The sequence below is a fragment of the Microvirga pakistanensis genome (assembly GCF_004458765.1).
GTDB classification, from domain to species: Bacteria; Pseudomonadota; Alphaproteobacteria; order Rhizobiales; family Beijerinckiaceae; genus Microvirga; species Microvirga pakistanensis.
In genome coordinates this window covers 16,880-40,172 of the sequence record NZ_SPJX01000491.1, presented here as the reverse complement: position 1 = coordinate 40,172, position 23,293 = coordinate 16,880, and the positions used below count along the sequence as shown (strand labels likewise).

The window sequence follows — 23,293 nt, the reverse complement described above, 5'->3', positions numbered from 1 at the left end:
CTCACACCGCCGGCGTATAAGGTGCGCGGCCGCTGGTCAGGGCATCGTCGAGCAGCTCGAGACGGTCCTGTCCCCAGAACACCTCGCCGTCGAGGACGTAAGCCGGTGACCCGAACACGTCGCTGGCGACGGCATTCTCCAGGTTGAGCGCATAGATCGCCTCGGTCGTGCTTCCGGTGGCGATGTCCATGAGCGCCGAGGAATCGAGGCCCGCCTGCTCGGCCAGCTCCGACAGCACGAGCGGGTCGGCAAGGTTGCGCTCCTCCTCCCAAACCGCCGAGAACGCGCGGCGCAGGAACGCATCCGGGCTTCCACCCGTGGTGGTGATCGCGATGACGTACCGGTCGGGCAGATTCACGTCGAAGGGCCAATGCTTCGGACTGATGTTGAAGGACAGGCCGCGCTTCTCGCGCCAGCGCTGGAGTTCCAAAAGCCTATACCGCTGCCGGGCCGGATGGCGCTGCGCGAGGGGCAAGCCGCCGGTCTCGGAAAAGACGCGCCCCAGGAACACGGGCTTGAAATTCACCTCGATCCCGTGCCGCTGCGCGATCTCAATGAAGGGTGCATGGCCGATATAGGCCCAGGGGCTCACGAGTGAAAAATAGTAGTCGATGACACGAGGCATAGGTCTTAAGCTTCCCTGTTGAGGGCTGGTGGCGTAACCTTGGACCATCACGCCGCTCTCTTCAACGTTTCTTCTGCGTGAAGAAAGGCCTCGACTTCGGGCGCGGCAACCGGCGGTTCGGCCCGGAGACCGATTTCCCCCAGCAAGCGCCTCACGGCGACGAAGCTGCGCCCCTTCCGGTCGTAGAGACCTGCCTTCACGAGCGCGATGGCGTTGAGAATCGCCTGTCCGTCCCTGGTCGCCGAGATCAGCCGATGCTCCATCACCACATGGGTTTCGGACCAGGTGAGGATGCGTGTCTCCAGAGTGAAAGACTGGAACAGCCGCATCTCGCGCCGGAAGCGGATCTGGCCGGCGCTCACCACCGGTACCCAGCCATGCTTGAAGATGGGCCGCCACAGCCCTGAGCGGATCATGACATCGGTGCGCCCCAGATCCATTAGGGTCCAATAGCGCCCGTTGTTCATATGCAGCGACGTGTCGAGATCGTGCGGCCACACGCGAAATGTCAGGCGCGAGACATCTCCCACCGGATCGATCTTCGGCCTGAAGAGCGACACGATGACGAGGTGAAGAATGCGCAGCCAGAGATTCATGTCATGCCCATGCCGCTCGCACGCTGGAATGCGACGAGGTCGAGAACGGGCGCATCGAGACCAAGACCCGTCAACAGGCCATGAACCTGTCCACGATGATGGGTCTGGTGGTTGAAGAAATGGGCCAGGACGGGACCAAGCGGCTGCTCGATCTCGGTAGGATTCGTGAGGCTACGGTAGCGAATCGGACTTGCGAAATCGGTCTCGGACAGGCTTTCGACATAGGCAATGATCCGCCTGTCTTCAGTCCGGCGCGCCGCCAGAAGATCGGCGAAGCTCTCGAACAGGATTGCATCGAGCCGATCCGGGGCCTCGCCCTCGGCCGTGAAACGCTTGAGCCAGATCCGGTCTGCGGCGAGAAGATGGTTGAGCGTTCCGCTCACCGACTTGAAGAACGCTCCCCGGTCCGCGTGGTAATCCGCCTCGGACAATTGCGCGGCAGCCGTGTAGATGCGTTCGTTGCACCACGCGTTGTAAGCCGCCATCATGGCAAAGTGCTGCTTCATGAGCAGGCTCCGTCGTCACTGTTTCCTCTGTGATGCGACGCGGCACAGCATGGGTCAAGGCTGTGTCTTCATATGCTCTTTGGTCATGACCATCGCGGTTGAAGAAACCTCGTGCATCTCGAATTGAAATCCCCGGCGCAAGGCCGGGGATGACGAAGCCCGATGATGCTCACGCTGCCTTCTTCGCCGCGGCGCGGCCGTAGAAGGTCTCTCCGGACGCCGCCATGTCGAGGAGCAGGCGCGGAGGGGCGAAGCGGTCGCCATGCGTGGCCTGCAGCGTCTGGCAGAGTTCGACGAAGGCCTTCGCGCCCATGAAGTCGATGTAGGACAAGGCGCCGCCCGTGTAGGGCGCAAAGCCGAATCCAAGAATGGAGCCCACATCCGCCTCTCGCGGATCGGTGATCACGCCCTCCTCGACCGTTCGCGCAGCCTCGAGCGCTTGGGTGACCAGAAGGCGCTGCTTCAGCTCCTCCATGCTCACGAATTCAGGCTCCACACGGGCGGTCTGCAGGTCCTTGAGGCCAGGCCAGAGACGCTTCTGGCCCGCTTCCGGGTAATCGTAGAAGCCCTTCCGATTCTTGCGGCCGAGACGACCTTCCTTCTCCACCAGACGGGTGAGCAGTTCCTCCTGCTGGGGAACGATCGCCGTTTCTCCGAGCTGTGCCTTCGTGGCCTTCAGGATCTTGAGGCCCAGATCGACACCCACCTCGTCATTCAGCGAGAGCGGCCCCACCGGCATGCCGGCCTGCTTGCCCGCCTGCTCGATCATGGATGCGGGCAGGCCTTCAGTAAACATCAGATGCCCTTCGAGGATGTAGGCCAGCACGCAGCGATTGGCGAAGAAGCCGCGGGAATCATTGACGACGATGGGCGTCTTCCTGATCAGGCGCACGTAATCGAGCGCGGCTGCGAGCGCCTTGTCGCCCGTTTCCTTGCCAAGGATGATCTCTACGAGCATCATCTTCTCGACCGGCGAGAAGAAGTGGATGCCGATAAACTGGCCCGCATTCCGCGCGCTCTTGGCAAGGCCCGAGATCGGGAGCGTCGAGGTGTTGGACGCGAAGATGCAATCCGGACGGATGGCGGCCTCGACCTTCTGAATCACCTCGGCCTTCACGGCCGGATCCTCGAACACAGCCTCGATGACGAGGTCGCAATCGGCGAGGTCGTTGTAATCGGCACTCGTTTTGATGCGCTCGAGCAGCGCATCCCGGTCCGCCGTTTTGGCGCGTCCCTTCATGATTTGATCGGACATGAGCTTATGAGAATGGGCTTTGCCCTTTTCCGCCGCCTCCACGTCGCGGTCAATCAGCACGACTTCGAGGCCTGCATTGGCCGTGACATAGGCGACGCTCGCGCCCATGAAGCCTGCACCGACCACGCCCACCTTCCTGATCGCGGTCGGCGGCACGTCTTTGGGGCGGCGCGCGCCCTTGTTGAGATCCTGCATGGAGATGAAGAGCGTGCGGATCATCGCCGCCGCCTCCTTCGACCGCAGGATCTTGGCGAACCAGCGCGATTCGACCTTCAGGGCCAGATCCATCGGGAGCTGAAGACCCTGATACACCGATTCTAGGATTGCACGGATCGCCGGGTAATTGTCCTGCGTCTCGCGGCGGTAGATGGCGTTGGCGGGAGGCCAGATCTGCATGCCGGCGGCGGAATAGACCTTGTTCGACGGCAGCTTGAAGCCTTTCTGGTCCCACGGCGCGACAGCCGAACCGCCGTTCCTGATCCAGTCCTTTGCGGTCTGCACGATCTGATCGCGCGGGGCGACCGCGTGGGCGAGGCCCATGTTGCGTGCCATGAGCGGGCGGATCTGCTCGCCCTTGAAGAGCATCTGCAGCGCGTCGCCCGTCTGCATCAGCCGCGCCACGCGCTGCGTGCCGCCCGCGCCCGGGAAAAGCCCTACCTTCACCTCCGGCAGGCCGACGCGCGTGGAATCCACATCCGACAGAACACGGAAGTGACAGGCGAGCGCCAGCTCGAAAGCGCCGCCGAGGCAGACGCCATGAACGGCGGCCGCGAAGGGCTTGCCGCAGGTCTCAAGACGACGATAGAGCAGCGAGAGCTTGCGGGACTCCTCGAAAAGGAAGGACGTGGCCGCCTCCTCGCCCTTGTCCTTGGCCACGCGCATGTACTCCGCGTTGGAGGCCTGGAGCATGGTGAGGTCGGCGCCGCCCGAGAAGGATTCCTTGCCCGACGTGATGACGCAGCCCTTGATGGCCTCGTCGGACGCGACCGTCTCGATGATCTGGGACAGTTCGTCCATCACCTGATTGGTGATGACGTTCATGGAACGGTCCTTCATGTCCCAGGTGACGAGCGCAATACCGTCGGCATCGACCTCGAAGCGGAAATTGGTGAAATTCGTCATGGATTGTCTCCCCTTTCCGCCGTTCTCAAACCCGCTCGATGATCGCGGCCGTGCCCATGCCAGCCGCCACGCACAGGGTGATGAGGGCCGTCTGCTTGTTCGTGCGCTCCAGCTCATCGAGAACCGTGCCGAGAATCATGGCGCCGGTGGCTCCGAGCGGATGGCCCAGGGCAATGGCGCCGCCGTTCACGTTGACCTTCGCGGGATCGAGATCGAGTGCCTGAATGTAGCGCAGCACCACGGCCGAGAACGCTTCGTTGATCTCGAAGAGGTCGATGTCGTCCTTCGTCATGCCTGCCTTGCGGAGCGCAAGCTCCGACACGTCGATGGGGCCGGTGAGCATGAGGGCGAGATCGGATCCGATGGACGCGAAGCCCTTGATGCGCGCGCGGGGCTTTGCTCCGATCTTCGCGCCGCCCTCCTTCGAGCCGACCAGGACGGCCGCGGCACCGTCCACGATGCCGGAGGAGTTGCCCGCATGGTGCACGTGGTCGATGAACTCCACGTCCGGATGCGCCGCGATCGCCACCGCGTCGAAGCCGCCCATCTCGCCCATCTGCACGAAGGCGGCCTTGAGTTGGCCCAGCGACTGCATGTCGGTGCCCGGCCGCATGTGCTCGTCTTTGGCCAAGATGGTAAGGCCGTTGACGTCCTTCACCGGCACCACGGACTTGGCGAAGCGGCCCTCGTCCCAGGCCTTCGCGGCGCGCTTCTGCGACTCGACCGCATAGGCGTCGACATCGTCGCGCGTGAAGCCGTATTTCGTGGCGATCAGGTCCGCCGAGATGCCTTGCGGCAGGAAGTAGTTGGGGATGGCGAGACCGGGATCGACCGGCCATGCGCCGCCGGACGCGCCCATGCCTACCCGGCTCATGGACTCGACACCGCCGCCGATGGTGATGTCCTTCATGCCGGACATCACCTGTGCCGCCGCGAGGTTCACCGCGTCGAGGCCCGAGGCGCAGAACCGGTTGATCTGCACGCCGGGCACTTCCTTTCCAAACCCGGCCTTCAACGCCGCCGCGCGCGCGATGTCGCCGCCCGCCTCGCCGACGGGATCGACGCAACCGAGCACCACGTCCTCCACCAACACCGGATCGAGATCGTTGCGGCGGCGGATCGCATCGAGCGCCGTGACAGCCAGGTCGACGGAGGGCACTTCGTGAAGAGAGCCGTCCGGCTTGCCACGTCCGCGCGGCGTGCGAACGGCGTCATAGATGAAAGCATCGGCCATGGGGGCCTCCTGGTCTAGGTGTCCTCCGGAAGCAACGCGCTCCGGGACGGTGTTCAGAACTGGGCTCGTCGCCCGCCTCGCGAATCCCTGCCCCGTGCACGGCACGGGGCAGGACGAAACTGCACAATCAGAACGCTTCCACCGGCATCGCCATGGTGATATCCGCGCCGGACGAGATGCGGGCCAATCGCATGCCGGTTTCCGGCATCATCCGCTCCATGAAGAAGCGGCCCGTCAGCAGCTTGGCATCCATCCTCTCGGCGACACCATTGCCTTGAGCTTTCTTGGCATGAGCCGCCTTCGCCATCCTGGCCCACATGTAGCCCATCGCGACGATGCCGAAGAGGTGCATGTAATCGGTGGCGCCCGCGCCCGCATTGTCGGGTTTCGCCATGGCGTTTTGCATGAACCACATGGTGGCCTGCTGCAGATGTCCGAGCCCCTGCTGCAAGGGTGCGACGAAGCCCTTCAGAGTGTCGTCGGCCGCGTTCTCCTGGCAGAATGAGCCGACCTCGTTGAAGAAGCCCATGATCGCGCGGCCGCCGTCCTTGCCGAGCTTGCGGCCGACGAGGTCCATCGCCTGGATGCCGTTCGCGCCTTCGTAGATCATCGCAATGCGGGCATCGCGCACGAACTGCGACATCCCCCATTCCTCGATATAGCCGTGGCCGCCGAACAATTGCTGAGCCTTCACGGCGTTCTCGAAGCCGAGGTCGGTGAGCACGCCCTTCACCACCGGCGTCATCAGGCCCATGTGGTCGTCCGCCGACTGGCGCTCCGCCTCGTCGGAGGAGCGATGCGCGATGTCGCTGTTCAGCGCCGTCCAGACGAGGAGCGCGCGGGCCGCCTCGTTGAAGGAGCGGATGGAGAGAAGGGTGCGGCGCACGTCCGGATGCACGATGATCGGATCGGCGGGCTTGTCCGGGAACTTCGCGCCCGTCAGCGAGCGTCCCTGCAGGCGGTCTTTCGCATAGGCCACCGCGTTCTGGTAGGCGACCTCGGATTGCGAGAGCCCCTGCACGCCGACTGCAAGGCGGGCCTCGTTCATCATCACGAACATGGCGTTGAGGCCGCGGTTCTCCTCGCCTACGAGCCAGCCCTTAGCGCCGTCATAGTTCATGACGCAGGTGGCATTGCCGTGAATGCCCATCTTGTGCTCCAGCGAGCCGCAGGCGACGCCGTTCCTCTCGCCCAGCGAACCGTCTTCGTTGACGAGGAACTTGGGCACGACGAACAGCGAAATGCCCTTGGTGCCGGCAGGAGCGCCTTCGATGCGGGCCAGGACGAGATGCACGATGTTCTCCGCCATGTCGTGCTCGCCGGCGGAGATGAAGATCTTTGTGCCCGAAACAGCATAGGAGCCGTCGCCGTTCGGAACGGCCTTCGTCTTGAGCAGGCCCAGATCCGTGCCGCAATGGGGCTCGGTGAGGTTCATCGTGCCGGTCCAGGCGCCCTCCACCATCTTCGGCACGTAGATCTTCTTCTGTTGCTCGGTGCCATGAACCAGGAAGGCCGCGATGGCGCCTTGCGTCAGCCCCGGATACATGCCAAGCGACAGGTTGGCGGAGGAGACGAACTCCTGCATGACGGTGTTCAGGGTCGATGGCAGCCCCTGGCCGCCATATTCCTCCGGCATCGACAGGCCCATCCAGCCGCCGGCCGCATAAGCCTCATAGGCCTCCTTGAAGCCCTTCGGAGTGGTCACGGAGCCGTCCGGGTTGCGGGTGCAGCCCTCGAGGTCGCCCGAGCGGTTCAGGGGAGCGAAGATCTCCTCGCAGAGCTTGGCGCCCTCGGTGAGGATCGCCTCCACCACGTCGGGGGTGGCATCGGCGAAACCCGGCAGATTATTGTGACGCTCGATCGAGAAGACATCGTTCAAGAGGAACATGACGTCTTCGACGGGGGCCTTGTAAACCGGCATTCGCTCTTCCTCCAGAATCGGCGGCCAGTCGCAGCCTTCAGGTGCGCGAACCGGCCCAGCAGATAGTTCATATATAAACTATCTCGGTCTTTTGGAAAGAGGTAGGGCGTAAAATCTCCCAGAACACAGACGAACGCTCAGGGTTCGGCCAGACTCCCGCGGCCGCTCGCCCATCGGGCTGTTTCTACAACACGCCGCGTGATCGCAGCCGCTTATCAAATAGCGGAACACCCACAAGGCGACGGGCGGCAACCGCCCTCGCCCGTTTCAGGCGCTCTGTCAGGCTCGGAAAAGGAGGAGCTTCGAGACGGCCGCCGGCCTTTAGGCCGCGATGGCCAGAGTGGCGCGGCGTGCCTTGAGTTCCTCAAGCGCTTCCGCGATCTCGGCCTTCTGCTGCTCGAGATGGCGGATTTGATCCTCGATCTGATCGAGGGAAAGCCTGAGATCCATGGCGGGCCCCTCGGCGGAGCGCTCCTCGGCCAACATGGCGCGGATCTCCGTCAGGGTGAAGCCAAGCTGCTTGCCCTTCAGGATGACGGACAGGCGTTCACGGTCGCGGGCATCGTAGATCCGGGCAGTGCCGTCGCGCCGGGGGGAAAGAAGACCCCGGTCCTCGTAGAAGCGCAAGGTGCGCAGCGTCACGCCGAACTCCCTGGCCAGGTCACCGATCGAATAGAACTTCACACCCTCACCCATTTCATTGGGATTGGAACTCGTCTTGTCTTGGTGCATCGAATACCCCGTCGTAAATGTCGCTGTGAATCAGCATCTCCGTTCGTAACGTTATGATAGAACACTGAACATGCTGGTTGCAAGTCCTCCAGGGCATGCTCGATCTGTAGGCAAGGCAGGCGGTTTTTCTTGCGCTTTTCCCTAGTGGAACCTGTCCGTCCGGAGGGGCTCTCTCGAGCTAAGCCAAAGCGGCTTAACGGGTTTTTTACTACGTTCGCCGAAAGCTTCACGGGCGGCCGGATGACGTGGCGGACAAGTGATTCGCTTCAACCCCAGGTTTCACGACCGCCACGGTGGGCCTAAGCGGGGGCTTATGGCTGGCCGGGAGTGCAAAGTACCCCCTGAGCGCGACCATGCGACACCACGTCCCTTCGAACCTCGACGAGCCGGATCTCGACGCCCGTGACCTGGCCCGAGCCGCCGCCCGCCGGGCAGGACTGAGCCTTGAGGAATGGGCGGCTGCCATTCGGGCCGCAAAGGAGGAGGGAAGTCTGCCCCCAGCCCGCGAGCGAGAGCCTTCGGGCCATAAGCCACCCGGGGCCACGTCGCTCCGATCCGGACCCGCTCGGCCCGAAATCGAGCGGACGTTCGAGACCCTCATGACGGCCGTTTCGACCCAGAACGAGCGTCAGGCTCGGGATGATGCCTCGCGCACCGCCATCGCGCTCGAGTCGATGGCAAGCTGGATCGAGCAGACCGAGGAGCGCCTGAACGAGACTGCCCGCGCCTCGGCGGACCACCAAGACCGCATCGCCGCCGCCCTTTCGCAGGCGCTTTCCAGCCTGAGGGAGCGGCTCGACTCCGCTGAGCGCCAAGCGACGGCCGAGCGGCCCCCTCAGACCGACAGGACGTGCGCGCCCGCGATCGGCGTGATCCGCAGCGAGATCGAACGGCTTCGCGCGACCATGGATCACCTAGCCACGCGCGAGCAGGTTGCCGCCCTCGACCAGGCCCTCAAGGACATCGCCCGGGAGATGGGGCACGAGCCCCCCAACAAGGACCTCCTGATCCTCGCCCAGGCCACGGCCGCCGTGTACCGGCAGATCCAAGCTCTGACCGAAGAGGTGAGCGAGGGTGTCTATGGGCGTATCGGCCGCGAGATCGATGCCCTGAAGGGCAAGATCGACCGGATCGCGGAGACCGGCGTGGACCGCACCGTGATCGAGTTTCTCAGTAGCCAGATCGTGGACATGCGTCACGACCTCTCGCAGCGCGCCGAGCCGCGCCAGATCGAGCAGCTGTCGGAGGAGGTGACTACACTCGGCCGGCAGATTGCCGACCTGCGCCTTCATCAGGCAAGCCGCAGCGACTTCTCCGCTCTCAAGACCTCTCTCGAGAATGTCTGCGCAGCCCTGAACCGGACCATCGCCATGCAGGAGGCAAGCGACCTGCCGTCGCAGATCGACAGCATGAGCCGTGATATCGCGGCCCTCGCGCGCCGTCCCACGCCCGAGCCCGTCAACCTCGACCCGATCACCGATCAACTGGCGGTTCTGACCGAGCGCATGGCCGGTTTGCCCGAGAGCCGCCTGCCGCCGAGCCAGGCGCTGGGCGAGATGATCGAGCGGTTGTCCGCCCAGGTCCAAGCCGCCATCGACAGGGAGGCTCTCTCGCAGGAACCGCTGATGCGGCGGTTCGACAGGATCGAGGAGGAGCTCCGCCAGGTCGGCCAGCAGGCGGACACCTCGTCGGTGGCGGATAAGCTGCGCAGCATCGACGAGAAACTCGACCGCGTCCCGCTCAAACCCTTGAGCCTCGACGTGCTGGACGAGCAGATCGCCTCCCTTGCGGAGCGGCTGGCGCAGCAATCCGACGAATCCCTGCACCAGGTTCTCGACGAGGCTACGAGCCATCTCCGCAACCTTCAGAACGATGCGGCCGGAATTGCCGAACGCGCCGCGAAGGCCGCCCTGAAGGACCTTCAGGTGAACTTGCCCGATGCCACCGATCTCGATGCCCTCAAGCAGGGTTTCGTGGAGCTGAAGGCGCTGCAGACCCGAACCGACAGGACAACCCAGGAAACGCTGCGCGCTGTCCAGACTGCCCTCGAGACGCTCGTTTCCCGCTTCGCGGAACAGGGCGGGCCTGCGCCCCGGTCGGGTCCGATATCCCATGCTCTTCGCGAGATTTCACCTGAGCCGATGGCTCCCGCGGACCGGCTCGAAGCGGCGGTGCGCCGCCTCCATGCCGTCACCCTTCCGCAGATCGAAGAGGCTGCCACGACGCGCCCTGACGGGAATCCGGAACCCGCGACGTCCGGACCCGTCGTGACGGCGCCTGTCGACGAGGCGGATCGCGGCAGCCTGCGGGCGGACCTCATCGCAGCCGCTCGCCGCGCGGCGCAGGCGGATCAGGCCGCCGCCCCACGCGATGTCGAGGAGGGCCGCGATGCCGAAGAGGACCTGGCGCCCGACATGTTCGGACCGCCCGATGTGGACGAGACGTCGCCCGCGTCCCTCATGGAGCGCATCCGGCGAAAGCTCCACAGACATCGTGGCTCGCTCCTGCTCGGCCTTGGCTTCGTGCTCCTGGCGATGGGAACGGCACACGTCATCTCGACCGGCTTCGTCCCCTCCCCACTCTCGCTGATCGCATCCGGCAGCCCATCGCAGCCGGCCCCGGATGCGCAGGCGCAGACTCCCGCGGACGCCGCCGCGACGGGCGGCATTCCGGCAGACGCCGAGAAGGCGAACCTCTTCCAGCCGTCGAGCTTCGCCACGACGGTTGAGCCAGCTCCAATTGCGACGCCGAAGTTCCTTGTCGATGCCGCAAGCGTCGGGGATATTCCGGCCATCGTTCCGCCTGCTCTCCGGAAGGCCGCGCTGGCAGGCGACGCGAGCGCGATTTACGAGATTGCATCCCGGGCCGCCGAAGGACGCGACATCCCGCAGGACATGAGCTTGGCGCTTCGTCTTTATGAGCGCGCGGCTCAGGCAGGGCTCCCTCCGGCGCAGGAGAAGCTCGCCATGCTGATGGAAAAAGGCATCGGCACCGAGCGCGATACGAGGCAGGCGGCCCTTTGGTACGAACGCGCCGCACAGGGCGGCAACGTGCGCGCCATGCACAATCTCGCCACGCTTCTCGCCTCGGGCTCGAACGGCAAGCCGGACTATCCGGCGGCTCTGCGCTGGTACGGCGAAGCCGCCCAGTCCGGCTTTGCGGACAGCCAGTTCAACATGGGGGTTCTCCTCGCCCGCGGCATCGGCACCAGGCAGGATCTTGCAAAGGCGTATCTATGGCTCGCTCTCGCGGCCGCCCAGGGCGATGACGATGCCGCCAAGAAGCGCGACGAGCTCGCCGGCCGCCTCGGCGCTGCCGAATTGAAGGCCCTGCAGGCCTCCATCAAGCAATGGCGTCCCCGCCCCGTCGATCCCATCGCCAACGAGACTCCCTCTTCCGCCGGCGCGCAATCGGCGGCTCTGGCGGGAACTCAAGACAAAAGGAGTTGATGGCTGAACCCAAAGCGGTCAGCTTACGTTCATCGCTCGTCAGCTAAACCGCTCCGCGCATCAATCTCCCCGCGTCATGGCTGCACCGGCCAGGAGGATCCGGATTGCAAATCTATCTGCCCATCGCCGAGATGCCTGTAAGCGTTCTTCTCATTCTCGGAATGGGTGCGGCGGTGGGTTTCATCTCGGGCCTCTTCGGCATCGGCGGCGGCTTCCTGATGACGCCGCTGCTCATCTTTCTCGGCATTCCTCCTGCCGTTGCCGTGGCGACCCAATCGGCCCAGATCGTCGCCTCCTCCACCACGAGCGTGCTCGGCGCGATCCGCCGCAACGCCCTCGACCGCAAGCTCGGCGCGATCCTCGTCGGCGGCGGCCTCGTCGGATCGGCCCTCGGCGTCTGGTTCTTCGCCGCCGCACGACGCGCCGGCCAACTCGATCTCGTGATCGTCCTCTCCTACGTGACGCTCTTTTCCGTGGTGGGAAGCCTGATGCTCAAGGAAAGCATCCGGGAGTTCTGGACCAAGCGGCGCGGGGGCACGGTGCGCCTGCGGCGGCAAGCGGGCGAGCATGCGCCGTATCTGGGCTGGCCCCTGCGGATGCGGTTTTACCGCTCCAAACTCTATGTGAGCGTGATCCCGATCCTGCTGCTGTCACTCTTCATCGGCTTCGCGGGCGCCGTGCTCGGCATCGGCGGCGGCTTCATCGTGGTGCCCGCCCTGCTCTATATCTTCCGCGTCCCTACCAACGTGGTCGTGGGCACCTCGCAGTTCCAGATCGTCTGCACGACCCTGGTCGCCCTGATCCTGCATGCGGTGATGAACCAGGCCGTCGACATGGTGCTGGCGCTCCTGCTGATCGTCGGCGGCGTGTTCGGCGCCCAGTTCGGCGCGCGCATCGGCCGCAACCTCCGTGCGGAGCTGTTCCGTTTCCTGCTGGCCATCCTGCTGCTGGCCGTGGGCCTGCGGTTCGGTCTCGAACTCGTCCTTCAGCCCGAGGAGCCGTTCTCGCTCACCGCGCAGGAGCAGCGCCAGTGAAACGCCTCCGCCTCGTCCTGATGGGCCTCATGCTGATGGTGCCTGCCTGGTCGGGTCCGGTCTCGGCCGAGACCCTGATCACCTCGCTGTCGAACCACCGGGTGCTGATCAACTCCAACTATACGGGCACATCCATCGCCGTGTTCGGCGCCATCGAGCGGGATGCGCAGACCATCGCCCGCGCCACGGGCTATGACGTGGTGGTCACGGTACGCGGTCCGCGCCAGCTTCTCACCGTGCGCGAGAAGCAGAAGGTGGGGCCGATCTGGATCAACCAGGAACAGCAGAAGTTCCCCAGCGCTCCGGCTTACTTGAGCGTTCTGACCTCGAAACCCATCGCCGAGATCACGAGCGATCAGCTGCGCCAGCGCCAGAAGATCGGCCTGCGGGCGATCATCAGCGCCCCGGACTTCACCTACGTGCGCGGCGGCGGCGCCGACAGGGAGTTCCGCGAGGCGCTTTATCGCCTCAAGGCGCAGGAGGGGCTGTACCTGGAGGAGGAGCGCGGGGTGACGTTCCTGACCCCGGACATCTTCCGCGCCAGCATCCCGCTGCCGGCGACGGCCCCGCCGGGCGAATACGACGTTCAGGTGGTGCTGTTCGCCGACACGGTGATCCTGGCGAGCACGACCACCCATTTCGAACTGGTCAAGACCGGGTTCGAGGAGCAGGTCGGCGCCGTCGCGCGCGACTGGTCGCTCCTCTACGGCCTTGCCACCGCCCTGCTCGCCCTCGCGTTCGGATGGCTCGCCAACATCATCTTCCGAAGGGACTGAGGCCTCAATCCCGGCAGAGCATCGTCTTCGCGATTGCGAAGATGCGCTCCGTTCCGATGAGATGCGCGGTAAATCCGTTCGGAAAGAGCGGCTTGAAAGCGGCATCGCAGGCGTTGAGCCCACCGGCATAGGCCCCGAGGGCAGGCATGATGCAGCGGGTGCCGTCGGTCAGGAAGCAGCGGCGGCGCGTCGCGCGCCCGCGCATCACCACCTTGCCGACGGGATGCAGATGCCCGGCCACCTCCGCCTGGTCTCCGGCGACGGGCTCATGGCGCAGGGTGAGCGAGCCGAGCGTCATCTCCTCCACGACCTGGCCGCCGATGGTTTCGGGCAGGATGCGGTCGTGATTGCCCGTCACCCAGATCCACTCGCGCCCGGCCTGAACGCCCGCGAGGGTGGAGCGCTCCTCGTCGCCGAGCCGTTCCGGCCCGCCGATATCGTGAAAGCTGTCTCCCAGCGCGATGACGACGCGCGGATCGAGGCGCGACACCACGTCGGCGAGGGCGTCCAGGGTCTCGCGCGTGTCATAGGGCGGCAGCATCATGCCCCGGCGAGCGAAGGAGGAGCCCTTCTCGAAATGCAGGTCGGCCACGAGCAGGGCATCGTGCGCCGGCAGGTAAAGGCCGCCGGACAGGTCCAGGATGGCCAGTTGTCCCGCCAGCTCGATTTCGTGGGTTGTCTGTTTGTTCTTTCGCAAAGCCGTCACGCCAAAGCCTCGTCGAGAAGCGCCGCCTCCGCCTCGGCCAGAATCTCGTCCGCATTGTCGCTATAGACGCGCTCGCGGCCGATCTCCAGCATGACGGACACGCTTAAGGGAGATACCCGGTCGAGCGGCTTGTGGATGATTCGCCCCCGGATGCGCTGAAGCATCACGCCGAGGCGCCTGACGTCCAGGAGTCCCGTTGCCGCATCCGCGCGGGCGGCGCGCAGGAGCACGTGATCGGGCTCGTGCTTGCGCAGCACGTCATAGACGAGGTCGGTGGAGATCGTGACCTGCCGCCCGGTCTTCTGCTCCCCCGGGAAGCGGCGTTCAATCAACCCCGCGATCACGGCGCATTGGCGGAACGTGCGCTTCATGAGGGAGGATTCCGCCAGCCAGTCCTCCAGGTCGTCGCCCAGCATGTCCTCCGAGAACAGCTCGTCCATGAAGCCGGGCTCCCGCGCCGCCCGGGTGGCGATGTCGCCCGAGGCATAGACGGCGATCCCGTAATCGTTCGCCACGAAGCCGAGAGGCTTCAGCCGCGCACGCTCCAGGCGCCGGGTGAGCAGCATGCCGAGCGTCTGATGCGCGAGGCGTCCCTCGAAGGGAAAGCACGTCATGTAGAAGCGGTTGCCGCGCGGAAAGGTCTCGACCAGAAGGTCTCTGGCCCCTGGCAGAAGAGAGCGACGGCGCTGCTGCAGCAGCCATTCCGTCATCTGCGGCGGCAGCCGGTCCCATTCGAAGGGATCGGCCAGGATTTCGCGGACCCGGGCGGCCAGAAAGGTGGACAGGGGGAACTTGCCGCCCTCGTAGGACGGGATCATCGGGTCCGTTCCGGATCCCGCGCGCGTGACCAGCACTTCGTCCTCGGCAATGGCCTCGAAGCGCAGCACCTCGCCCGCGAAGAGAAAGGTGTCGCCGGGCGTCAGCGTTTCGGCGAAGTATTCCTCGATCTCGCCGAGAAGACGCCCGCGCGGCAGCACCGTTCCGGGCCTTGAGCGCGACGTCTTGCCGAGCCGGACCTTGATCATGGTGGATTCCACGATGGTGCCCACATTCAGCCGGTATTGCTGCGCGACCCTGCCGTCGCGCACGCGCCACAAGCCGTCGTTGCCCTTCACGATCTTGGCGAAGCGCTCGTAGGCGCGAAGCGCGTAGCCGCCGGTGGCCACGAAGGCGACGCAGGCCTCGAAATCCTCATAAGAAAGACCCGCATAAGGCGCGGCCGAGCGGACTTCCTCGTAGAGATCCTCGAGCCTGAACGGATCGGCGCAGGCGCGCCCGAGAATGTGCTGGCAGAGCACGTCGAGCGCGCCGGTCCGGGCGTCGGGCGTGTCCTGCGCGGCTTCATGCACGGCGTCCAGCGCAGCGCGGCATTCCAGGATCTCGAAGCGGTTGGCCGGCACGAGATAGGCCTGCGACGGCTCGTCCATGCGGTGGTTCGACCGACCGATGCGCTGCATGATGCGGGATGCGCCTTTCGGCGCGCCCACATTGACCACGAGGTCCACATCGCCCCAATCGATGCCGAGATCGAGGGTCGCCGTACAGACCACCGCCTTGAGCCGTCCCGCCGCCATGGCCTCCTCGACGCGGCGGCGCTGCGCCACGTCGAGGGAGCCGTGATGAAGCGCGATCGCCAGACCGTCATCGTTGAGCTTCCAGAGTTCCTGGAACGTGTATTCGGCCTGCAGACGCGTGTTGACGAAGACCAGCGTCGTCTTGTGCTGCTTGATCAGTTCATAGATCGCCGGCATCGAGAGAGAGGCCGTATGACCCGCAAGCGGCAGGCGCTCGTCGAGCTCCAGCATGCGGATGTCGGGCTGTGCGCCGCCCTTCACCACGACGAGGTCGGCGAGGGTACCATTTGCATCTGTTTGCCCGGCAGCCTCCATTCTGCGCAACGTTTCCCCCTCCCCCTTGTGGGGAGGGTGGGGGTGCCGGCGCTTTCCTGGTTCCAGATTGGCGCTTACACCCCCCTCTCCATCTCTCCCCCACAAGGGGGGAGAGGGTTCATGGCGCTGCGGCACCAGGTAGCGCCGGAGATCGTCGGGCTCGCGCACCGTGGCCGACAGGCCGACCGCGGTCGCCTGGGGAGCGAGGCTCATGAGCCGGGCGAGCCCAAGCGCCAAAAGGTCCCCGCGCTTGGAGGTGACGAGGGAATGCAGTTCGTCCAGGACGACGCGGCGCAGGTCCTGGAAGAACTCCGTCGCCTCGCGATGGGCGAGAAGAAGCGCCAGCTGTTCCGGTGTGGTCAGCAGAATGTCCGGCGGCCGCTCGATCTGTCGCGCGCGCTTATGGGACGGCGTGTCGCCGGTGCGGGTCTCGATCCGGATGGGAAGGCCCATCTCCTGCACGGGCGTCTCGAGATTGCGGGCGACGTCGGTGGCGAGCGCCTTCAGGGGCGAAATATAGAGGGTGTGAAGCCCCCGCTTGTCTTTGGCCGTGCCGCGGCCCGGCCCCCGCTCCGCGAGTTCGACGAGGCTCGGCAGGAAGCCCGCGAGGGTCTTGCCGGCTCCCGTGGGCGCCACGAGCAGCACCGAGCGGCCTGCTTTCGCCTTGGCCAGGAGCTGCAGCTGATGCTCGCGGGGCTCCCAGCCTCGACTCTCGAACCAGTCCCGGAAGGTTTTAGGAAGACGGGATGCGGACGTTTTGGACATGCCTCTCCAAGATAGGCTCCGTTGGAGAGTTTCGCCACGGCGGATGAAAGCCGGGCCTTGACCGTGATGCTCCCCTCCCCTTAGCTCGGATGACCGGAGGGCATCATGGGCGATGGCATCAGAACGGCTCGACGGGATGAGCTCAAGGAGATCGGCCAGCTCTACCACGCGGTTTGGCGAGAAACCCAGGCCTCCCTCCAGCCGGCCAGCGTGGCTGCGTATCGCGACGAGGCATTTTTCGTTGCACGGGCAAGGCGGTTCCCGACTGCTCCCTTGGTCGCGCTGTCCCAAGGGAGGATCCTGGGCTTCGCCGCCTGGACCGGCTGCCGTCTCGGTCAGCTTTATGTCCTGCCCGAAGGACGGAGCCTGGGGATCGGCCGAGCCCTCTTGGAGCGCAGCGAAAACGCCATCCGGGCCGGGGGCTTCGAGTGTGCCGAGCTCCATTGCCTGGTCGGCAACGACAGCGCTCGGCGCTTCTACGAGCGTTGTGGCTGGCGCCACACGGCCACCCTGATGGAAGAAGCCGAAACCCTGAACGGGCCGGTCGAGGTCGCCTGCTGGGAGATGACGAAGGAACTGGTGAGGGCCTGAAGGTGTGAACCGCTTCCTTTGCCGACTTGCTATCCGGCGCAAGATCATTTCAGCTCGGGCCAACTGAAAACTCAAAAAAGGGGAACGCCATGTCCAATCCAGCCCAGTTCAGGAACGCCATTGCCGTCGTGACCGGGGGCACGCAGGGTGTCGGCGAGGCGATTGCGCGCGTGCTCGCCGAGCGGGGCGCGGCCGGGCTCGTCATCTGCGGGCGCAATGCCGAGCGGGGCGCGGCGGTCGCGAAGGAGATCACGGCTCAGGGCTGCCGCACGGAATTCGTGCAGGCTGACCTTGCCAGCGTCGACGAGGCCCGCGCGGTCACGGCACGGGCGGAACAGGCGTTCGGACGGATGGATGTTTTGGTCAACGCGGCCGGCATGACCGACCGCGGCACGATCTTCGACACGAGCCCGGAGCTGTTCGACCGCATGTTCGCCGTGAACGTGCGCGCGCCCTTCTTCCTCATGCAGGAGGCCGCCAAGATCATGCGACGCGAGCGCATCGAGGGTGCGATGGTCAATATCCTGTCCATGTCGGCTCATGGCGGACAGCCCTTCATTTCCGCCTATTGCGGCTCGAAGGGCGCGCTCGCGACGCTGACCAGGAACGCAGCCTTCAGCCTCATGCCCTGGCGCATCCGGGTGAACGGCCTCAACATCGGCTGGATGAACACGCCAGGCGAGGACCGTATCATGCGCACCTATCACGGAGCGCAGGACGGCTGGCTCGACAAAGCCGCGAAGGAGCAGCCCTTCGGCCGTCTGCTCGATCCGGCGGAAGTCGCGCGGGCCGTGGCGTTCCTCGCCAGCCCCGAGTCCGGGATGATGACGGGATCGATCATCGATTTCGATCAATCGGTGCTGGGCTGCTGGGAATCCGCGCCCCATCCGTCGATGCCGGCGGCTTGAGCGATCAGCGCTGCATCACGGCCAGCAGTCCGGGAACCGGCACGCCGCGGTCCTCCCGGGTCGAGACCGGCTCCAGGACCACCGGCGTCAAAGCATTTGCGTCGGCAAGGGCGCGCAGGTAACGTTCGGCATGGGCGTAGCGCGCATCCTGGCCGAGCAAGAAACCATCGCCTTCATGCGCCTGCACCGTGAAGGCGAAGAGCCCCTCGCGCCTCAGTACGCGATGCGCCTCACGGAAGACGTCATCGAGGGCAGCCATGTAGACGAACACGTCCGCCGCCACCACGAGGTCGGCCTCCGCATCCGCGCGGCCTTTCAGGAACGAGACGAGCTCCCCTTCGTGAAGGCCGTCATAGAGCTTCGTCCGTTCCGCCTTCTCGAGCATGCGCGGCGACAGATCGACCCCGATGAGCGACGCGCATAATCCGTCGAGCGCCTGCCCCATCAGCCCCGTGCCGCAGCCGAGATCCAGCGTCAATCCGAACCGGTACTCCCTGATCCGCTTGGAGCACGCGCGGCGCAGCGCATCCGCGATGAGCTCCGGCCCGCAATAGGACAGGCTCCTGGTGAGGTGCCGCTCGAACTTGGGAGCGTATTCGTCGAACAGCGCCCGCACATAAGCATCGGTCATCGCCCCATCGGCCGGCAGATCGCCGAGGCGGGCCAGATCGATGCGCACGCCCAGGACATCCTCCGGCTCGAGGCCGAGCGCCTGGCGCAGGGCCTGCACGGCTTCGTCCCGCGCTCCGAGTTCGGCCAATGAGCGCCCCAGGAGGGCGTGGGCCGGGGCGAAACCGGGCGCCAGCTCCAGCACCTGCCGGGCCAGATCCGCGGCAGCCTCGAAGTCGCGCTCGTCGAAGGCGGCGCTGGCATATTCGTAGCGGCGGTCGGCCAGAACATCGCCGGAGGAGCGGAAAGACGGGGGCAGCAGCATTGCCTTGCCATGCGGGAGAGACGAGGGCCTGTCAATGGGAGGAGGGAGATCCGTTTGGATCTATGGGTTGCGCAGAAACTGTCATGCCCGACCGTCGCGAGACGGGGGAAATCCCCGACTCAACGCGTGGGAGTGGATCCTTCGGACCCAGCGGCCCGCCGGGGATGACAGATGCCCATGCCGTCGAGCCTGACATCGGCCGATCGAACACTATATTTTGACCCATGGCGTTGCGCTCCACCGATATCCTGACCCAGACCCCGCAAGGGCTCTATTGTCCCCTCGGCGACTTTCACATCGATCCGGTCCGGCCCGTGAAACGGGCACTCATTACCCACGGCCATTCCGACCATGCGCGCTCCGGCCACAGAGCCGTGCTGGCAACCCGCGAGACCCTGCGCATCATGGGCGTGCGCTACGGCGAGGACTTCGCCGGAGGCACGCAGGAAGCCTCGCTCGGTGAGAGCCTCCGGCTCGGGGACGTGAGCGTGCGCTTCACGCCGGCTGGGCACGTGCTGGGCTCGGCCCAGATTTCCATCGAGGCAGGCGGCACCCGCGTGGTGGTGTCGGGCGACTACAAGCGCGCCGAGGATCCCACCTGCCTGCCCTACGAGCTCGTATCCTGCGATGTGTTCATCACGGAGGCGACCTTCGGCCTTCCCGTTTTCCGCCACCCCGACACACGGGCCGAGGTGCGCAAGCTCCTCGATTCCGTTGCGCTCTTTCCCGAGCGGGCCCACATCGTCGGCGCCTACGCGCTGGGCAAGGCGCAGCGGGTGATGGCGCTCCTGCGGGAGGAGGGCTACGACAGGCCGATCTATCTGCACGGGGCCATGGAGCGCCTGACGGAATTCTACAAGTCGGAAGGCATCCCCCTCGGCGAGACGCCCAAGGTCGCAGCCTCCGAACGCTCGAAGCTCGCGGGCGCCATCGTGGTCTGCCCGCCCTCCTCGATCCAGGATCTCTGGTCCCGCCGCTTCCCCGATCCCGTCACATGCTTCGCGTCCGGCTGGATGCGCGTGCGGGCGCGGGCGCGCCAGAAGGGTGTGGAGCTGCCGCTCGTGATCTCCGATCATTCCGACTGGGACGATCTGTGCCGCACGATCCGCGAAACCGGCGCAGGCGAAGTCTGGGTCACCCATGGCCAGGAGGATGCGCTCGTCCATTGGTGCACCACGCACGGCATCAAGGCACGTCCGCTCCACATGCTCGGCTACGGCGACGAGGGTGAGGTGGAGGAAGCACCGCAGGCGGGAGGCGACGCATGAACCGCTTTGCCGCCCTCCTCGACCGGCTGGCCTACGAGCCGCGCCGCAATGCCAAGCTGCGGCTCATCATGGATTACTTCCGGCATACCCCGGACCCGGAGCGCGGCTATGCGCTCGCCGCCATGACCAATGCGCTGATGTTCAAGGAAGCCAAGCCCGGCCTGATCCGCGGCCTCGTGGAGGAGCGCACGGATCCGGAGCTTTTCCGCATGTCCTATCACTATGTGGGCGATCTCGCGGAAACGGCGGCGCTCATCTGGCCCGCACCGGGGCACGAGAGCGTCGCGCCCGCGTCCGCCGGCACCCCCGCCATCGGCCACAACAATCCGCCCCCTCATGTCCCCACCCTCACGGAAGTGGTGGAGACGCTCGCCACCACAAGCAAGAGCGACCTCCCCGCGAAGGTCGCAGGCTGGCTCGACGCCCTCGACGAGACGGGACGCTGGGCGCTGTTGAAGCTCATCACGCGCGAGCTGCGCGTGGGCGTTTCGGCCCGGCTGGCGAAAACGGCCGTCGCCCAGCTCGGCGGGATGGAGCCCGACGAGGTCGAGCTGATCTGGCACGGCCTGGAGGCTCCTTATGAAGACCTTTTCGCCTGGGTCGAGGGTCGCGGACCCAAGCCGGAATCCGGCAATCCGGCGCCGTTTCGGCCGCCGATGCTGTCGCATCCGCTCGAGGACGAGGATTTCGAGAAGCTCGACGCGGCCGATTTCCTGGCCGAGTGGAAATGGGACGGCATTCGTCTGCAGGCGGTTGCCGGCCATGACGGCCATGGACGTCCGGTGCGGCGCATCTATTCGCGCACGGGCGAGGATGTGTCCCGTGCCTTTCCCGACCTCGTCGAGGCCTTGACCTTCGAGGGGGCCATCGACGGGGAGCTGCTGATCGTGCGCGACGGGCTGGTGCAGAGCTTCAACGTGCTGCAGCAGCGCCTCAACCGAAAAGCCGTGACGCCGAAGCTCGTCGCCGAGTTCCCGGCCCATCTGCGGGTCTACGACATTCTCACCGAAGGCGGCGAGGATTTGCGCGATCTTCCGTTCATCGAGCGGCGCAGGCGCCTGGAGGCGCTCGTGGCCCGCATCGGCGATCCCCGCATCGATCTGTCTCCCATGGTGCCGTTCGGGACCTGGGAGGATCTGGCCGCCGCCCGCGCCGATCCGACCTCCGTCGGCGCAGGCCCCGATGCGGACGCGATCGAGGGCTGCATGGTGAAGCGGGCCAATAGCCCTTACCTGCCCGGCCGTCCCAAGGGGCATTGGTACAAGTGGAAGCGCGACCCCTACCTCGTCGACGCGGTGATGATGTATGGCCAGCGCGGGCACGGGAAGCGCTCGTCCTTTTATTCCGATTACACCTTCGGCGTCTGGCGCGACGGGCCCCGTGGCGAGGAGCTCGTCCCCGTGGGCAAGGCCTATCACGGCTTTACCGATGAGGAGCTGGTGAAGCTCGACCGCTATGTCCGCAATCACACGGTCAACCGCTTCGGTCCCGTGCGGGAGGTGGAATACGGCAAGGATCGCGGCCTCGTGCTGGAGGTCGCCTTCGAGGGCCTGCAGCGTTCGACCCGGCACAAATCGGGCGTGGCCATGCGCTTTCCCCGCATCAACCGCATTCGCTGGGACAAGCCCGCGGCGGAAGCCGATCGGATCGAGACCCTGGAAAAGATCCTGGAACGGGGTGAAAAGGAGGTTCATCCCCTCAAGGATCAGGAGGCCTGACGATGCTGAATGTGGAAACCCTTTCCGAAGGCAGCGTGACGCAGCAGGTCAATGGACGCCTGCTGGTCGACACCGAAGGTCAGGGCCTCATCGAGATCACCGATGCGGTCTCCCGCTGGGTTTTCGCCACGGGCCTCCTCCATGGCCTGCTGACGATCTTCTGCCGCCATACGTCGGCCTCCCTGCTCATCCAGGAGAACGCCGATCCCGATGTCCGCCTCGACCTGATGACCGCCTTCGACCGGCTCGCGCCCCGGGATGCGGGCTATGTGCATTCGACGGAGGGACCGGACGACATGCCGGCCCACATCCGCACCGTTCTGTCAGGCGTTTCCCTGAGCATTCCCGTCATGGAGGGGCAGATGGCCCTCGGGACCTGGCAGGGCCTGTATCTCGTCGAGCACCGCGATAGGCCCCACCGGCGGGACCTCATTCTGCACCTCATCGGGGCATAACTCACGGGCCCCGTATGTTTGCGTATGTTATCCGCTTATCTTTCCAGATAGATTGGCCGTGGCCTTCTATTGCCGCCTTGCTATTTCATGAGAGATGCGGCTAAGGCTCACCAAAGCTCTCGTGGGAGAAGGCAGCAGTGCAGGGTCAAAACACCACGATCATCATCGCCGATGACCACCCGCTGTTTCGCGGCGCGTTGAGACAGTCCGTCGCTTCCATCATGCCCGAGGCCCGGGTGATCGAGGCCAGCGGCATGGATGACCTCAATGCCTCCCTGGCCCAGGAACGGGACGTCGATCTGATCCTGCTCGACCTGACGATGCCGGGGGTCCAGGGCTTCTCCGGCCTCATGTCCCTTAGGGCCCAATATCCCGAACTGCCGGTCGTCATCGTGTCCGCCACGGAGGAGCCCAACGTGATCCGGCGGGCCATGGATTTCGGGGCCTCGGGCTTCATTCCGAAATCGATCGACATCGACAATATCGGCGGCGCCATCCAGGCGGTGCTGGCGGGCGACACCTGGACCCCGCCGGACGTGGACCTTTCCGCCGCAGAGGACGTCGAGACTGCCGATCTGGTCCGGCGTCTGGGCACCCTCACCCCGCAGCAGGTCCGCGTTCTGACCATGCTCTCGGAGGGCCTTCTCAACAAGCAGATCGCCTATGAGCTCGGTGTGTCCGAGGCGACCGTGAAGGCCCACGTGTCCGCCATTCTCGACAAGCTCGGCGTCGACAGCCGCACCCAGGCCGTGATCGCGGCCTCCAGGATCGGCGTGACCCAGCGCCCCTCCCCGGCCGGGGCGGATTGA

19 protein-coding genes are annotated in these 23,293 nt (G+C 65.4%); 9 read left to right on the top strand and 10 right to left on the bottom strand.

What is annotated here, in order from left to right:
- Nucleotide 1: 1 nt before the first annotated feature.
- From E4K09_RS22205 to E4K09_RS22175, 7 genes are all read right to left on the bottom strand, one after another.
- Nucleotides 2–625, bottom strand: coding sequence for a 2-hydroxychromene-2-carboxylate isomerase (locus E4K09_RS22205; RefSeq protein WP_134499880.1), 624 nt, complete (start codon nt 623–625; stop codon nt 2–4).
- A gap of 47 nt (nt 626–672) precedes the next feature.
- Nucleotides 673–1,221 carry an acyl-CoA thioesterase gene (locus tag E4K09_RS22200; protein WP_134499879.1) on the bottom strand — a complete coding sequence of 183 codons (549 nt, stop codon included), beginning with the start codon at nt 1,219–1,221 and terminating at the stop codon, nt 673–675.
- Complete coding sequence (locus E4K09_RS22195) at nt 1,218–1,727, bottom strand: DinB family protein (protein ID WP_134499878.1); 510 nt, start codon at nt 1,725–1,727, stop codon at nt 1,218–1,220. Before E4K09_RS22195 ends, E4K09_RS22200 begins: the two co-directional genes overlap by 4 nt.
- A gap of 169 nt (nt 1,728–1,896) precedes the next feature.
- Nucleotides 1,897–4,104: an FAD-dependent oxidoreductase gene (locus E4K09_RS22190; protein ID WP_134499877.1), complete on the bottom strand. Its 2,208-nt coding sequence runs from the start codon at nt 4,102–4,104 to the stop codon at nt 1,897–1,899.
- A 25-nt stretch (nt 4,105–4,129) separates the two neighbouring features.
- On the bottom strand, nt 4,130–5,338 hold the full coding sequence (locus E4K09_RS22185) for an acetyl-CoA C-acetyltransferase (RefSeq protein WP_134499876.1): 1,209 nt from the start codon (nt 5,336–5,338) through the stop codon (nt 4,130–4,132).
- A gap of 127 nt (nt 5,339–5,465) precedes the next feature.
- Nucleotides 5,466–7,259, bottom strand: coding sequence for an acyl-CoA dehydrogenase C-terminal domain-containing protein (locus tag E4K09_RS22180; RefSeq protein ID WP_134499875.1), 1,794 nt, complete (start codon nt 7,257–7,259; stop codon nt 5,466–5,468).
- Nucleotides 7,260–7,580: 321 nt separating this feature from the next.
- Entirely contained in the window at nt 7,581–7,991 is a 411-nt protein-coding gene (locus E4K09_RS22175) for a MerR family transcriptional regulator (RefSeq protein ID WP_134499874.1), read from the bottom strand.
- A gap of 353 nt (nt 7,992–8,344) precedes the next feature.
- Here E4K09_RS22175 and E4K09_RS22170 point away from each other — a divergent pair, with 353 nt between their 5' ends.
- The 3 genes from E4K09_RS22170 to E4K09_RS22160 all read left to right on the top strand — a co-directional run bounded on the left by E4K09_RS22170 (nt 8,345) and on the right by E4K09_RS22160 (nt 13,250).
- The gene (locus tag E4K09_RS22170; protein ID WP_134499873.1) at nt 8,345–11,440 is read left to right on the top strand and encodes an SEL1-like repeat protein; all 3,096 of its coding nucleotides are present in this window, start codon (nt 8,345–8,347) and stop codon (nt 11,438–11,440) included.
- Nucleotides 11,441–11,544: 104 nt separating this feature from the next.
- The gene (locus E4K09_RS22165; protein ID WP_134499872.1) at nt 11,545–12,474 is read left to right on the top strand and encodes a sulfite exporter TauE/SafE family protein; all 930 of its coding nucleotides are present in this window, start codon (nt 11,545–11,547) and stop codon (nt 12,472–12,474) included.
- Nucleotides 12,471–13,250, top strand: a complete 780-nt coding sequence (locus E4K09_RS22160) for a TIGR02186 family protein (protein ID WP_244610636.1) — start codon at nt 12,471–12,473, stop codon at nt 13,248–13,250. Before E4K09_RS22165 ends, E4K09_RS22160 begins: the two co-directional genes overlap by 4 nt.
- Nucleotides 13,251–13,254: 4 nt before the next feature.
- On the opposite strand, the gene pdeM is transcribed toward E4K09_RS22160, so the two are convergent.
- Both pdeM and E4K09_RS22150 read right to left on the bottom strand, forming a co-directional pair.
- The gene (pdeM, locus tag E4K09_RS22155) at nt 13,255–13,956 is read right to left on the bottom strand and encodes a ligase-associated DNA damage response endonuclease PdeM (protein WP_134499871.1); all 702 of its coding nucleotides are present in this window, start codon (nt 13,954–13,956) and stop codon (nt 13,255–13,257) included.
- Nucleotides 13,953–16,610, bottom strand: coding sequence for a ligase-associated DNA damage response DEXH box helicase (locus tag E4K09_RS22150; RefSeq protein ID WP_134499870.1), 2,658 nt, complete (start codon nt 16,608–16,610; stop codon nt 13,953–13,955). Before E4K09_RS22150 ends, pdeM begins: the two co-directional genes overlap by 4 nt.
- Nucleotides 16,611–16,715: 105 nt before the next feature.
- Between E4K09_RS22150 and E4K09_RS22145 the strand changes: the two genes are divergently transcribed.
- Nucleotides 16,716–17,201 carry a GNAT family N-acetyltransferase gene (locus E4K09_RS22145; protein ID WP_134499869.1) on the top strand — a complete coding sequence of 162 codons (486 nt, stop codon included), beginning with the start codon at nt 16,716–16,718 and terminating at the stop codon, nt 17,199–17,201.
- A gap of 89 nt (nt 17,202–17,290) precedes the next feature.
- Complete coding sequence (locus E4K09_RS22140; protein ID WP_134499868.1) at nt 17,291–18,109, top strand: SDR family oxidoreductase; 819 nt, start codon at nt 17,291–17,293, stop codon at nt 18,107–18,109.
- Nucleotides 18,110–18,113: 4 nt separating this feature from the next.
- Here the strand turns inward: E4K09_RS22140 and E4K09_RS22135 are convergent, their stop codons facing one another.
- Complete coding sequence (locus E4K09_RS22135) at nt 18,114–19,043, bottom strand: class I SAM-dependent DNA methyltransferase (RefSeq protein ID WP_134499867.1); 930 nt, start codon at nt 19,041–19,043, stop codon at nt 18,114–18,116.
- A 224-nt stretch (nt 19,044–19,267) separates the two neighbouring features.
- Between E4K09_RS22135 and E4K09_RS22130 the strand changes: the two genes are divergently transcribed.
- From E4K09_RS22130 to E4K09_RS22115, 4 genes are all read left to right on the top strand, one after another.
- Nucleotides 19,268–20,311, top strand: coding sequence for a ligase-associated DNA damage response exonuclease (locus tag E4K09_RS22130; RefSeq protein ID WP_134499866.1), 1,044 nt, complete (start codon nt 19,268–19,270; stop codon nt 20,309–20,311).
- Entirely contained in the window at nt 20,308–22,029 is a 1,722-nt protein-coding gene (locus tag E4K09_RS22125) for a cisplatin damage response ATP-dependent DNA ligase (RefSeq protein WP_134499865.1), read from the top strand. Before E4K09_RS22130 ends, E4K09_RS22125 begins: the two co-directional genes overlap by 4 nt.
- 2 nt (nt 22,030–22,031) lie before the next feature.
- Nucleotides 22,032–22,484, top strand: a complete 453-nt coding sequence (locus E4K09_RS22120; protein WP_134499864.1) for a secondary thiamine-phosphate synthase enzyme YjbQ — start codon at nt 22,032–22,034, stop codon at nt 22,482–22,484.
- Between the two features lie 137 nt (nt 22,485–22,621).
- Entirely contained in the window at nt 22,622–23,293 is a 672-nt protein-coding gene (locus tag E4K09_RS22115; protein WP_134499863.1) for a response regulator, read from the top strand.